Source organism: Streptomyces mesophilus (genome assembly GCF_040300965.1).
Classification (GTDB): domain Bacteria; phylum Actinomycetota; class Actinomycetes; order Streptomycetales; family Streptomycetaceae; genus Streptomyces; species Streptomyces mesophilus_A.
The window spans coordinates 1-11,687 of the sequence record NZ_JBEPEW010000202.1; the positions used below are offsets into that span (position 1 = coordinate 1).

The window sequence follows — 11,687 nt, forward strand, 5'->3', positions numbered from 1 at the left end:
CCGCCGTCGGAGCCGCGGCCGCCCTGTGGGCCGCGCTCGCCACGCTGCCCCTGTCGCTCCGCCTCGCCCACGCGGCGGAGCTCACCGCCCACCTCACGCCGGCCGCACTGGCCCTGACCGCGGCGCTCCTCGCGGCGCGTTCACTGTCGCCCGAGGCGGTGCCCCGACCGGCGGCCGACGAGGCCCCGCGGCCGTCGACAGCTGTCGGACCCGGCCGCGCCCTCGCCATCACGGCCCTGGCCTGCTTCTTCGCCTCCGCCCTGACCGCGACCCTGCTCGCCCTGGCGACCGAAGCGGCCACATTCACCACGCTCGGCCTCCTCCTGACGCTCACGATCGCCGCCACGGCCCTGCACCCGCACGGCGCAGCACAGTCCACGCTCGCCGTCACGGCCGTCGCCACCGCCACGGGCCTGGCCCTGGCCATCACGTCCGCAGGTGAACTGCCCGCCCACCAGGCCGCGTTCGCGCTCCTGGCCATCCCCGCGGCAACCGCACTGCTCGGCGCCCGACTGCGCACCGAGCCGTACGCACTGCCCATGGAACTCGCCGGTGCAGCCGCCGCCGTACTCGCCCTCGGGCTCGCCTCGACGGACGCACCGGCCCTGTCCCTGACGCTCGCCCTGTCCGGCGTCATCGCCTCGGCCACAGCCCTGCGGGCCGACCGCCGCCCTTCCGCGGCGTATCTCGCGGGCGCCCTCTTCCTACTCGCCACATGGGTCCGCCTGGCCGCCTCGGACATCACCACCCCCGAGGCGTACACACTCCCGGTGACCGTCCCGGCCCTCGTCATCGGACTCCTGCGCCGCCGCAGGGACACGGGCGCCTCGTCCTGGACGGCATACGGTCCCGGCCTCGCGGTGACGCTGCTGCCCAGCCTCGCCGCGGCCTGGAGCGATCCGCACTGGCTGCGACCGCTGCTGCTCGGATCGGCGGCCCTGCTCGTCACACTGCTCGGCGCGCGCCACCGACTTCAGGCCCCACTCGCCCTCGGCGGCCTCACGCTCGCCCTGGTAGCCCTGCACGAACTCGCCCCGTACGTCGTGCAGGTGGTCGGCGCACTCCCCCGCTGGCTGCCGCCGGCCGCGGCCGGAATGCTGCTCCTCACCCTCGGAGCCACCTACGAACAACGCCTGCGAAATGCCCGCCGCCTGCGGGAACTTGTGGGCCGTATGCAGTGACCGCGGAACTAATTGCTCGAATAACGGCAACTGCCGCCGCAAAGGCCAAATACCCCTGAAAAGCAAGAAGTCCGCGAGATACGGAATCTCGCGGACTTCTTGTCCGGGTGGGCGATACTGGGTTCGAACCAGTGACCTCTTCGGTGTGAACGAAGCGCTCTCCCACTGAGCTAATCGCCCGGGCGCAGGAAGAACTTTACCGCACGTCAGGGGCGCCCCGGACCACCCCGGCCGTCAGCGGTTCACTCGTCGATCTTCCACGGCATGGTGAAGCCGAACTTCCAGAGGTAGATGCCGAGCAGCACGCCGATGATCACCAGGCCGATGCTCGTCAGGATGATGTTGCGCCGCCGCACCTTCGGGTCGAGCGCGCGCTGCGCCGCCTCCGTGAGCTTCCGCTTCGTCCAGCGCATCACCAGCTGGGCCCAGACGAACTCGGTGGCCCAGATCGCCATGCCACCGAAGATCACGACCCAGCCGGGCCCCGGAAGCGGCAGCATGATGATGCCGGCGATCACGACGGCGAGGCCGACGATGAAGACGCCGACCTGCCAGCTGAGGTGCAGCGCCCTGCGCGCCTGGATGAACGCGGGGGCCTTGGACCCGAGCCCCTCCTCGGTCACGGTCGTCCCCAGTACCTCGTGTACCTCGTTCTCGCCGTCCTTCTGCGTCGCTGCGCCGACGGCTTCGCCCTGGTCGTTACTCCCCGTATTCATGCCGCCAAACATTACCGGACAGAAACCGTTCACCGGAATGGCTCTATCGCTCGAACCGGGACTCCGCTGTACGAGCTACCAAAACCGACTCAAATCCCTCAGAGGGGTTTACAACGGCACCGTAGGTGGCATGTCGATTTCGCCGACGTGCGAATCCCCGAGCGCACACTGAGCGAAAGGCCCTGGCGCTTATGAACACCACGGTCAGCTGCGAGCTGCACCTGCGCCTCGTTGTGTCGAGCGAGTCCTCACTGCCTGTACCCGCAGGACTGCGGTATGACACGGCCGATCCCTACGCCGTGCACGCAACCTTCCACACCGGAGCGGAGGAGACCGTCGAGTGGGTCTTCGCCCGCGATCTCCTCGCCGAGGGCCTGCACCGGCCCACCGGCACCGGTGATGTCCGTGTCTGGCCGTCCCGCAGTCACGGACAGGGCGTCGTCTGCATCGCCCTGAGCTCCCCGGAAGGAGAGGCATTGCTCGAGGCCCCGGCGCGGGCCCTGGAGTCGTTCCTGAAGAGGACCGACGCCGCTGTGCCCCCGGGCACCGAACACCGTCACTTCGATCTGGATACGGAGCTCTCGCACATCCTGGCCGAGAGCTGAGCCAGTCCGAGAGCAGCCCGGCGCCGTCCACTCGGGGAGACGGTCCGGGCATCGACAACCGCATACAGGCAGTGAACGGCGTCGTCGCCGCGGGAACCTCCGCGGCGGCGGCGCCGTTGTTTCCTGGCACAAGCACCGCATCCGCGCATGTCTCGAGCGGGCCTGGGCAGGCGGGCAGGGTCCGCTGCGGGGACAGCCGCTAGCATCGGCCAGCAATCGGCGGGCAGCGGTCCGGCCTTCATCGCAGGGAGCGAATGTGCTGATCACCCACGACACCCGGTGCGCGCTGGACGCCGTGGTCGATCTCGTGAACACGGCGCCCGACGAAGAGGGCTCCGACGGGGTCGACGGCCTTTCCCTGATCGCCGATCTCGAGGACTTCGTGCGGGAGCACAACATCAGCGGCGTGGGTGCGCTGACCGACCGGGATCTTTCGGCGGTGCGCAGGATCCGCGACCGGTTCTGCGAGGTGTTCGCGGCGAAGGACGGGGCGCGGGCGGCGGCCCTGATCAACGAGCTGGTGGCATCGGCCGGCACCACACCGCAGCTGACCGACCACGACGGCTTCGACTGGCACGTGCACTACTTCGCGCCCGGCGCCTCGGTCGCGGACCATCTCGCGGCGGACTGCGGAATGGCCCTGGCGTTCTTCGTGGTCGCGGGCGAGCAGGAGCGCCTCAGGCGCTGTGAGGCGCCGGACTGCCGGCGGGCGTTCGTGGACCTGTCCCGTAACCGCTCGCGGCGGTACTGCGACAGCCGTACGTGCGGGAACCGGCTGCATGTGGCCGCCTACCGCGCCCGGCGCAAGGAAGCGGCGGGCTGACCCTCCCGGGCGTCCGCGTCGGAGCAGGAACAGGCCGGCCCCCTGGACACCCGCGTCAGAGCAGGAACAGGTCGTGCATGGCCGCGGCAAGGAGCAGGCAGCCGATCACGCCCAGGAAGATCATCAGCGGTGGCTGGGAGAGAGCGAAGAGGCAGCCGCGCTGTTCGGAGGCGGGAGCGGGAGCTGCCGGCGGATTCTTGGGGGGCGCGGGGGCCTCGCCCTGGGTGGTGTTCATCTCGGGGCGATGATGACGCACCCGATGGGCCCCGTGGGCCTCAACACACCCTTTCGTGTGGGGAGTTCGCCGATTCGCGTATACCTGTGCGGACACCCGTGACCGCCGGGCGCGGGGTGTGCGGCCGGACGTGCGCCGCTGTCAGATGCCGTGCTTCTTGAGGATCGCCTCGATGTCGCTGAAGTCCTCGGCCGGCTCCTTCGACTTCGGGCGGGTCGCCGGCTGGGCGCCGGTGCGTCCCGCACCGAGCGAAGGGGCCGAGGCCTTGGGCTCGACCGCCGCCTCGCGACCGCTCGCCTTCGCGGCCTTGCGCTCCTTGCGCCCGCCCACTCCCGTACGCCGTTCGACGGCGCGGCTGGTCATGAACAGGACCCAGGACAGACCCAGAATGCCGACGCCTACCCAGGTGGACGGCTTGAAGACGAGGTCGGAAACCCACTCGACCACGCCCGTCATCACCAGCCCCACCGGAACGAGCGAGTAGGCGGCGATCCTGGTCGCGGCCAGAAACCGCTTGCGGTACGCGGTGATCGCGGCGATGCCCAGGCCTGCCGCGGACACGGCGGAACAGATGGTCTCGGCAAGCATCCGGCCCTCCAGCGATGGGTGCGGTCCTCGGCGGAATATCCGCACGGCGGTTCCCTCCATCGTGCACCGTCCCCGGGCTCGGGGGCCACGATCCGGAGCGACCTCAGGGAGAACTCGGGGTTCTTCTCCTCCGCAGGTCCGGGTTGGGTCGGCGCGTCCGCCCCTGGGACACTGACCCCATGAACGACTCCGCCCCCGCAAGCCCCGCCCGTCCCGTGCTCGACGTCTGGTGCGAGCTCCAGTGCTCCGACTGCGGCACCGCCCTCGAAGACCTGCACGCCCTGCGCGAGCGGTACGGCGACCGGCTCGAGCTGCGTCTGCGCCACTTCCCGCTGGACAAGCACAAGCACGCGTACGCCGCCGCCCAGGCCGCCGAGGAGGCCCTCGACCAGGGGCAGGGCTGGCCGTTCGTGGAGGCGGTCCTCGCGCGGGTCGCGGAGTTCGACTCGGCCGGTGAGCGGTTGCTGCTCGACGTGGCGCGCGAACTGGGCCTGGACGCCGAGGAGTTGGACACGGCGCTGATCGACGGCCGGCACACGCTGATCGTGGACGCGGACCAGGCCGAGGGCAAGGCGATCGGCGTGACCGGCACGCCCACGTATGTCATCGACGGCGAGCGCCTCGACGGCGGCCAGAGCCAGGAGGGGCTGCGCCAGCGCATCGAGGCGATCGCGGACCGGCTCCTGGCCGAGGGCGTCTGACGCTCAGAGCGGCTTGTACACGCTGTGTGAGACCGGCCGGTAGTCGAGGGATTCGTAGAGCCGGCGGGCCGTGGTGTTGTCCGAGAAGACGTTCAGCGCGATGCGCCCGACGCCTGCTTCGCGGGCCTCGTGTTCCGCCAGGAGCATCAGGGTGCGGCCGTGGCCCCGGCCGCGGTACGCCTCCTCGACCTGCACCCAGTACACATAGCGCCCCTCCTCCTGGCCGGCGACCCAGATGATGCCCGCCACGTCGTCGCCGTCCAGGAGGCAGGTGAACCACATGTCCGGCGTACCGAGGCCGTCGGGCAGCAGGCGGGCGTGGTCGCTCTCGGACTTGGCGTAGGCCTGTTCCTCGGGCACGCCGCGGTCCATCCACGTCCTGGCGTACTTGATCTTGGTGTCGGCGAGCCAGACCGGGTACTCGTCCTCGGCCATCGGACGTGCGCGGTACCCCTCCGGCAGCGCGGGCGCGGGGCCGGTGAGGTCCTTCGCCATCCCGCGGTTGCGCTCGACGTAGCCGAGGGCGCCGGCCAGGCGCAGGGCCGCGGCCGCGTCCGCCGGTATCTGCGCCTCCACCCGTGTGCAGCGCCAGCTGCGCAGCACCTCTTCGGCCGCGAGAGCGGCCACCGTGCCCCGGCCGCGCCGGCGGTCCGGCTCGTCGATGCGCAGCGAGCGGATCTGGCCCACGGTCGGGCCGTACGCAGGGTGGGTGGCCAGCTCGATGGCGCCGACGGGCCGGCTGTTCACGCAGACCTGGAACGGGCGGGAGCGGGCGCCGTCGGCGCTGCGGTGGAGCGGCGCGGTGGGCCGCAGGGTCGTGGTCATCACACGAGTTCTACCCAGGGCCGGGGCGCTGCGTCATCCCCCGGCCGGTCTTCGGCCGACGTTCTCACGGATCCAGGTCGTCGGCGGCGCGCTCGTCGAAGACGCGCATGGCCTTGGCCGTGACCGGTCCCGGCGCCAGCTCACGGTCGTCGACGCGATGGACGGCCTGGATGTCGCGCAGGGTCGAGGTCAGGAAGACCTCGTCGGCCTCGGCAAGGACGTCGAAGGGCAGGTCGGTCTCCTTGGCACCGGTCCATTCGACCGCGAGGGCCCGGGTGATGCCGGCGAGACAGCCGGAGGCGACGGGCGGGGTGTGGATCTCGCCGTCGAGTACGACGAAGACATTGGAGCCCGTGCCCTCGCAGAGCCGGTCCACGGTGTTCGCGAACAGCGCCTCGCTGGCGCCCTGTTCGTGGGCCCGGGCCAGCGCGACGACGTTCTCCGCGTACGAGGTGGTCTTCAGACCCGTGAGCGCCCCGCGCTCGTTACGGGTCCACGGCACCGTGATCACCGCGGTGCTGTCCGGCCTGCGGGAGGTCTCGCCGAGGGCGGCCACGAGGGTCTGGCCGGCGTCGCCGCGGTCGGAGCCGAGCGGGGAGATACCGCCGGTGTACGTGATGCGCAGGCGGCCCAGCGCCACCGGATTGGCCTCGATCACGGCGGCGCACGCGCGGCGCACCTCGTCGAGGTCGGGCTCGGGCAGACCGAGGCCGCGGGCGGAGCGGGCGAGCCGGTCGAGGTGGCGGGTGAGCGCGAAGGGGCGCCCTTCGACCGTCTTCACGGTCTCGAAGACGCCGTCGCCGACGGTCAGTCCGTGGTCGAGGACGGAGACCCGTGCCTCGTCGTGTTCCTGCAGTGCGCCGTCGAGCCAGATCTTCACGCGTGGTTCCCTCCGCTTTCGCCGTACGTTCCCGATGCTACGGCCAGCAGGCGCGACGCCTTCAGCTCGGTCTCCTGCCACTCACGCTCGGGGTCGGAGCCCCAGGTGATGCCCGCCCCCGTGCCGAAGCGCAGCACACCCTCGGCTCGGTCGATCCAGAACGTGCGGATACCGACGGCCAGTTCGCCTGTCCCCCGGTCCGCGTCCACCCAGCCGATCCCGCCGCAGTACGGGCCCCGGGGCGCCGTCTCCAGGTCCTCGATGATCCTGAGCGCACTCGACTTGGGCGCCCCGGTGACCGAACCGGGCGGGAAGGTCGCGGCGAACAACTCGGGCCAGCCCGCGCCCTCGGCGAGCTCGCCGCGCACGGTCGACACCAGGTGGACGAGCCCCGGGTGCTTCTCGACCACGCACAGTTCGGGGACCGTCACGGAGCCGGTGGCGCAGACCCGGCCGAGGTCGTTGCGTACGAGATCGACGATCATCACGTTCTCGGCATGGTCCTTCTCCAGGAGGTCCGCCTCGGTGCGCCCCGTGCCCTTGATCGGCCCGGACTCCACGATCCGTCCGTGGCGGCGCAGGAAGAGCTCGGGGGAGGCCGTGGCGATCTCCACGCCGTGTTCCGGAAGCCGGATCGTCCCCGCGTACGGAGCGGGGTTGCCGTGCGCGAGCTCGGCCGTGAGGGCGTCCACGTCGGCGTCGGGCCCGATGGGCGCGCTCAGGACGCGGCAGAGGTTGGCCTGGTAGACCTCGCCGGCCGCGATGTGCTCGCGGATCCGCCGTACGCCCGCGGTGTAGGCCTCGCGGTCCAGGGAAGAGGTCCAGGCGTCCGGCACGGGCCCCCTCCAGCGCCCCGTACGCACGGCAGGCGCCTCGCGTACGTCGCCGAAGCGGGCGCAGACGAGACGGCCCTCGAAGTCGGCCGAGACGGCCCAGAAGCCGGTGGAGTCGAGGGCTGCGGGATCACTGGTGACATCGCGCAGATCGGTGGCGATGAGGCCGCCGAGGCGTGCCATGGGAGCGGGGTCGTGCACGGCTGCGAGTCTATGACCGGCTCTCCGGGCTCGCCCCGGGGCCGCCGCGAGCCGGTGTCAGGGCAGCACGCTGCGTAAACGAGTTTTTGTACTGGCCCTGGAATCCGCTACAGTTCAACACGTCGCCGGGACGCGAAAGCCCCCGGGGAGCAGGCGAACGTAGCTCAGTTGGTAGAGCGCAACCTTGCCAAGGTTGAGGTCGCGAGTTCGAACCTCGTCGTTCGCTCGGAAGAGCAGGGGGATCATTCCCGAACCCCCACACTCCTGGTGGAGTGGCCGAGAGGCGAGGCAACGGCCTGCAAAGCCGTCTACACGGGTTCAAATCCCGTCTCCACCTCCAAGCGCGATTAGCTCAGCGGGAGAGCGCTTCCCTGACACGGAAGAGGTCACTGGTTCAATCCCAGTATCGCGCACCAGCAGTACCGAACAGAGACAACTGAAGATCTTGGTCCGCAAGGATCCCCGCGCGATTAGCTCAGCGGGAGAGCGCTTCCCTGACACGGAAGAGGTCACTGGTTCAATCCCAGTATCGCGCACGCACCACTCACGACCTGCGGGTTGTGATCCCGCGCGATTAGCTCAGCGGGAGAGCGCTTCCCTGACACGGAAGAGGTCACTGGTTCAATCCCAGTATCGCGCACCATCAAGAAGCCCCCGGCCTGATCGGCCGGGGGCTTCTTCGTGCACGGGCTCGGGGCCCTGGGCTCAGGAGGAGAACAGCATCCGGCCGAAGCTCTTGTTCCGGTGGTGGCCGTGGTGGCCGTGCTGACCGCCGTGGTGCGGGGCTCCCCAGGCCGGGGCGGGCGGGGCCGGGTACGCCTGCGGGGCCGGCGCGGGCGGCGGAACCTGCTGGGACCATTGGGACTCGAGGCGGGTAAGCGACTCCAGCTCGCCGTAGTCCAGGAATATCCCGCGGCAGCCGCTGCACTGCTCGATCTGAACGCCATTGCGGTTGTACGTGTGCATCGGTGCATGGCACTTGGGGCACTGCATCGTGGGCTCAACTCCTCGCCGGTCGTGACGGTTTCACCGGAATCTTTGCCCGGCTTCGGTCCCCCGCAGACTACTTCGGGGATCTTCAGGTCAACTCGGCGGGTAGCGCGGCAATACGGTCACAGGCCCGCACCACCGACTCCTCCACCTCGTCGAGCGCTCTGTTCTCGCGTACGGCCTTCGCGACCGCGAGGGCGGCGGTCTGGACGGTGAGGGCCTTGGCGGGCACGTCGAGGGCGGGCCAGGGGTCCTCGTCGGCGGGCACGGCGGGGCCGTCGGCCGCGCGGTAGGCGCCGAGGAAACGGGCCCACTCGTCGGGCAGGAGGAGACCTGCCGCGTACCAGGCGGCGGGGCGGGCGAGGTCCCAGGCGGGGTCGCCCGTGCCCAGGTCGTCGATGTCGATGAGCAGCCAGCGGCCGTCGTGGCGCACGAGCTGGCCGAGGTGGAGGTCGCCGTGGCAGAGCGCAGCGGCATGCGTCAGGGGCGCTTCGGCGCGGGCCCAGGCGGGGAGCGTGGCCCAGGCGCGTTCGATGACGGCTGCTGCGGGGTGGAGGGCTGCTTCCCGCGTGGGAGACAGGGCGGCTCGCATACGGGACAGGGCGCGGGCGGCTTTCAGCGGGCCGCGCATGGGGGGCACAGGGCCCGGCAGTACGTCGACAGGGGTGCGGTGGAGCCGGGCGAGCAGGGTGCCTGCCGCTTCCCAGGGCGCGTGTTCGGGATGCTCGGGGTCGACGGGGGTGCCGTGCGGCCAGTACGTGAGGGGGCGGCCGTCGTATTCGGTCCGCAGGCTCGGCAGCGGTGCGAGCAGGATGCCCGTGAGCGCCGGGTGTGCGGCGACGGCGAGTTGGGCGTCGAGCCGCGCCCTTTCCGTATCGGAGGCGTGGGCTTTGACGACGAGTTCGCCGTGCCGCACCACGGTGCCGTCGGACCGGTCGGCGAGGACGGGTGTGCTGCAGGCGCAGTCCTGCGGCGCCGAATGCGCCCGTACACGCGCCGCTGTGCCCAGCGCCCGGACCAGCTCTGCGGACACGGCTCCCCCATAGGTCGTACGTACTGCGGGCAGGCTACGCGTCGTACCCCGGACAGCACACAGCCCGCGCAGCTCCCCAGCTGCGCGGGCCCTTTGTGCCGTCCGCCGCACCCCCGTCCCCACGGGGTTATGGCCGTGTGTCCCCGCCCGGACCGCTCTTCCGGGCCTGGGGCGCCGCTCAGCGCCCCAGCATCACGCCCACGGACGACGCCTGTGTGACCACTGCTTCCCAGCCGCCGAAGACGACGACGAGCAGGGCCGCCAGGGGAAGCACCATGGCCGTGGCCACCAGCGGGTGGCGCCGGCCGGAACGGCTGCCGCTGAACGCGGCGTACGCCTTACGTCCCTGCGTGCGGATCATCGCCCGCGCTACCGTGTCCGCCATGGTCCCTCTCCTGTCATGTCTGGCAGCGGCGAGTGTCTGACCTCGGGGGACGAGTGCTGCACTCGCCGCTTGACTTCAAATCTAGGGGCGCGGACCGCCCCGGTCGTCATGCCCTCGTACCGATTACCGGGCCTCCTGCAGGAGGACCCCCGCGCCCCTTTCGTACTCCCCTGGGTGGAGACGGGGTCCTAGGACTTGGGGTCTTCCCGGAGGGGTCGCTGTTCCTCGGAGGCGTGCTCGCGCGGGACCGGCTGCTCGACCAGCGCGAGGACGCGGGTGGCCATGAAGCGGGCCGTGCGCACCACGGAGCCGCTGCGCGTGACTTCGCTCACTTCGACCACACCCCGGCGCACCGCTGTTTCCACTCGGCGGCCGGCCCGGCTGGCCACCACCTCGTATGTCCTCGTCGTGTCACCGGCGTCCACGACTATCTCGACTCGATCGCCCTTCATACGCCCAATCCCCCTTCTGTGACGGCCCGTTGACGCACCGGGCACCCCGAACGGCCCTGGTCCGCAAGTCTTCTGACCACTCTTCAAGTCTCCCACCCGGCACTGACAATCGATCTGTCGCCGAAGGCGCGGCCTATGCGCGCGAATGAGCGCGAATACGTAAGCTGTGGCTCGTCATTCATGAGGGCGGCCAGGCAGCGGGGATGGACATGGCGATGATGCGGCTCCGGCGCGAGGATCCGCGGGTCGTCGGCTCGTTCAGGCTCCACCGGAGGCTTGGCGCGGGTGGGATGGGCGTCGTCTATCTCGGCTCCGACCGGCGGGGGCAGCGGGTCGCGTTGAAGGTGATCCGGCCGGATCTGGCGGAGGATCAGGAGTTCCGTTCGCGGTTCGCCCGTGAGGTGTCGGCGGCCCGCAGGATCCGCGGCGGCTGTACGGCCCGGCTGGTGGCGGCCGACCTCGAGGCGGACCGGCCGTGGTTCGCGACGCAGTACGTGCCCGGGCCCTCCCTGCACGACAAGGTGGCCGACGAGGGGCCGCTCACGGCGGCCGAGGTGGCCGCGGTGGGTTCGGCACTGTCCGAGGGCCTGGTCGCCGTGCACGAGGCGGGTGTGGTGCACCGCGACCTCAAGCCGTCCAACATCCTGCTCTCCCCCAAGGGCCCCCGGATCATCGACTTCGGTATCGCCTGGGCGACGGGTGCGTCCACGCTGACCCATGTCGGCACGGCCGTGGGCTCGCCCGGCTTCCTCGCGCCCGAGCAGGTTCGCGGGCAGGCGGTGACGGCGGCGACGGACGTGTTCTCGCTGGGTGCGACGCTCGCGTACGCGGCGATGGGCGACTCGCCCTTCGGGCACGGCAGTTCCGAGGTGATGCTCTACCGCGTGGTGCACGAGGAGGCGCAGCTGCAGGGGGTGCCGGATGCCCTGTCGCCGCTGATCCGGGCGTGCCTCGCGAAGGACCCCGAGGAGCGGCCGAGCACGCTGCAGCTGTCGATGCGGCTCAAGGAGATCGCCGCGCGTGAGGCGCAGTCGCCGACGGACAGCCGGCCCCCCGCGCCCCGGCGCGATGCGGACCGGCCGACGGCGCGCGTCGACGAGCGGACGCAGTCCGTGTCGCAGAGCCGTCCCGCTCCCGAGCGTCCGCGCCGCCCCGGTCCCACTCCCCCGCCGTCCACCGGCGGCGGTGCCCGGCCCGCCGCGGCCCGGCGTGCGCCGGCGCCGCGTGCGTCGCGTCCGG

15 protein-coding genes and 6 tRNA genes are annotated in these 11,687 nt (G+C 71.1%); 10 read left to right on the top strand and 11 right to left on the bottom strand.

Translation table 11 applies throughout. From position 1 onward, the window contains the following. Positions 1–1,181 (top strand): SCO7613 C-terminal domain-containing membrane protein (locus ABT367_RS37915; protein WP_434975632.1); only part of this gene is annotated, 1,181 nt, incomplete at its 5' end. 108 nt (positions 1,182–1,289) lie between these two features. On the opposite strand, the gene ABT367_RS37920 is transcribed toward ABT367_RS37915, so the two are convergent. Both ABT367_RS37920 and ABT367_RS37925 read right to left on the bottom strand, forming a co-directional pair. Further along, positions 1,290–1,361, bottom strand: a tRNA-Val gene (locus tag ABT367_RS37920). A 62-nt stretch (positions 1,362–1,423) separates the two neighbouring features. Next, positions 1,424–1,897 (bottom strand): TIGR02611 family protein, encoded by a 474-nt coding sequence (locus ABT367_RS37925; RefSeq protein ID WP_352258096.1) that lies wholly within the window; start codon positions 1,895–1,897, stop codon positions 1,424–1,426. 191 nt (positions 1,898–2,088) lie between these two features. Between ABT367_RS37925 and ABT367_RS37930 the strand changes: the two genes are divergently transcribed. Together ABT367_RS37930 and ABT367_RS37935 are read left to right on the top strand one after the other, a co-directional pair. Continuing rightward, complete coding sequence (locus tag ABT367_RS37930) at positions 2,089–2,502, top strand: SsgA family sporulation/cell division regulator (protein WP_003959770.1); 414 nt, start codon at positions 2,089–2,091, stop codon at positions 2,500–2,502. Between the two features lie 256 nt (positions 2,503–2,758). Further along, the gene (locus tag ABT367_RS37935; protein ID WP_352258098.1) at positions 2,759–3,325 is read left to right on the top strand and encodes a CGNR zinc finger domain-containing protein; all 567 of its coding nucleotides are present in this window, start codon (positions 2,759–2,761) and stop codon (positions 3,323–3,325) included. 55 nt (positions 3,326–3,380) lie between these two features. Here the strand turns inward: ABT367_RS37935 and ABT367_RS37940 are convergent, their stop codons facing one another. Next, positions 3,381–3,560, bottom strand: a complete 180-nt coding sequence (locus tag ABT367_RS37940) for a hypothetical protein (protein ID WP_352258100.1) — start codon at positions 3,558–3,560, stop codon at positions 3,381–3,383. Between the two features lie 141 nt (positions 3,561–3,701). Next, complete coding sequence (locus ABT367_RS37945; RefSeq protein WP_352258101.1) at positions 3,702–4,148, bottom strand: hypothetical protein; 447 nt, start codon at positions 4,146–4,148, stop codon at positions 3,702–3,704. A 179-nt stretch (positions 4,149–4,327) separates the two neighbouring features. Here ABT367_RS37945 and ABT367_RS37950 point away from each other — a divergent pair, with 179 nt between their 5' ends. Further along, the gene (locus ABT367_RS37950; protein ID WP_352258103.1) at positions 4,328–4,849 is read left to right on the top strand and encodes a DsbA family protein; all 522 of its coding nucleotides are present in this window, start codon (positions 4,328–4,330) and stop codon (positions 4,847–4,849) included. 3 nt (positions 4,850–4,852) lie between these two features. Here ABT367_RS37950 and ABT367_RS37955 read toward each other — a convergent pair whose 3' ends face one another. The 3 genes from ABT367_RS37955 to ABT367_RS37965 all read right to left on the bottom strand — a co-directional run bounded on the left by ABT367_RS37955 (position 4,853) and on the right by ABT367_RS37965 (position 7,588). After that, entirely contained in the window at positions 4,853–5,674 is an 822-nt protein-coding gene (locus tag ABT367_RS37955) for a GNAT family N-acetyltransferase (protein ID WP_352258105.1), read from the bottom strand. A gap of 64 nt (positions 5,675–5,738) precedes the next feature. Then, on the bottom strand, positions 5,739–6,554 hold the full coding sequence (locus tag ABT367_RS37960; RefSeq protein WP_352258107.1) for an aminotransferase class IV: 816 nt from the start codon (positions 6,552–6,554) through the stop codon (positions 5,739–5,741). Continuing rightward, on the bottom strand, positions 6,551–7,588 hold the full coding sequence (locus ABT367_RS37965) for a chorismate-binding protein (protein WP_352258108.1): 1,038 nt from the start codon (positions 7,586–7,588) through the stop codon (positions 6,551–6,553). Before ABT367_RS37965 ends, ABT367_RS37960 begins: the two co-directional genes overlap by 4 nt. Before the next feature lie 153 nt (positions 7,589–7,741). Between ABT367_RS37965 and ABT367_RS37970 the strand changes: the two genes are divergently transcribed. The 5 genes from ABT367_RS37970 (at position 7,742) to ABT367_RS37990 (ending at position 8,231) form a co-directional block, all read left to right on the top strand. Further along, positions 7,742–7,814: transfer RNA gene (locus tag ABT367_RS37970), tRNA-Gly, on the top strand. Positions 7,815–7,854: 40 nt separating this feature from the next. After that, positions 7,855–7,928, top strand: a tRNA-Cys gene (locus tag ABT367_RS37975). Between the two features lies 1 nt (position 7,929). Further along, positions 7,930–8,004 (top strand) — tRNA-Val (locus ABT367_RS37980). Positions 8,005–8,052: 48 nt separating this feature from the next. After that, positions 8,053–8,124 (top strand) — tRNA-Val (locus ABT367_RS37985). Positions 8,125–8,156: 32 nt separating this feature from the next. Then, positions 8,157–8,231 (top strand) — tRNA-Val (locus tag ABT367_RS37990). Between the two features lie 62 nt (positions 8,232–8,293). Here the strand turns inward: ABT367_RS37990 and ABT367_RS37995 are convergent. The 4 genes from ABT367_RS37995 to ABT367_RS38010 form a co-directional block, all read right to left on the bottom strand. Continuing rightward, on the bottom strand, positions 8,294–8,581 hold the full coding sequence (locus ABT367_RS37995; RefSeq protein WP_352258110.1) for a zf-TFIIB domain-containing protein: 288 nt from the start codon (positions 8,579–8,581) through the stop codon (positions 8,294–8,296). An 85-nt stretch (positions 8,582–8,666) separates the two neighbouring features. After that, positions 8,667–9,611: an aminoglycoside phosphotransferase family protein gene (locus tag ABT367_RS38000; RefSeq protein WP_352258112.1), complete on the bottom strand. Its 945-nt coding sequence runs from the start codon at positions 9,609–9,611 to the stop codon at positions 8,667–8,669. Between the two features lie 178 nt (positions 9,612–9,789). After that, positions 9,790–9,996: a hypothetical protein gene (locus ABT367_RS38005; protein ID WP_165330499.1), complete on the bottom strand. Its 207-nt coding sequence runs from the start codon at positions 9,994–9,996 to the stop codon at positions 9,790–9,792. Between the two features lie 188 nt (positions 9,997–10,184). Beyond that, entirely contained in the window at positions 10,185–10,448 is a 264-nt protein-coding gene (locus ABT367_RS38010) for a hypothetical protein (RefSeq protein ID WP_165330498.1), read from the bottom strand. A gap of 203 nt (positions 10,449–10,651) precedes the next feature. On the opposite strand from ABT367_RS38010, the gene ABT367_RS38015 reads away from it, so the two are divergent. Then, positions 10,652–11,687, top strand: a 1,036-nt coding sequence (locus ABT367_RS38015) for a serine/threonine-protein kinase (RefSeq protein ID WP_352258114.1), incomplete at its 3' end; no start/stop codon positions are given.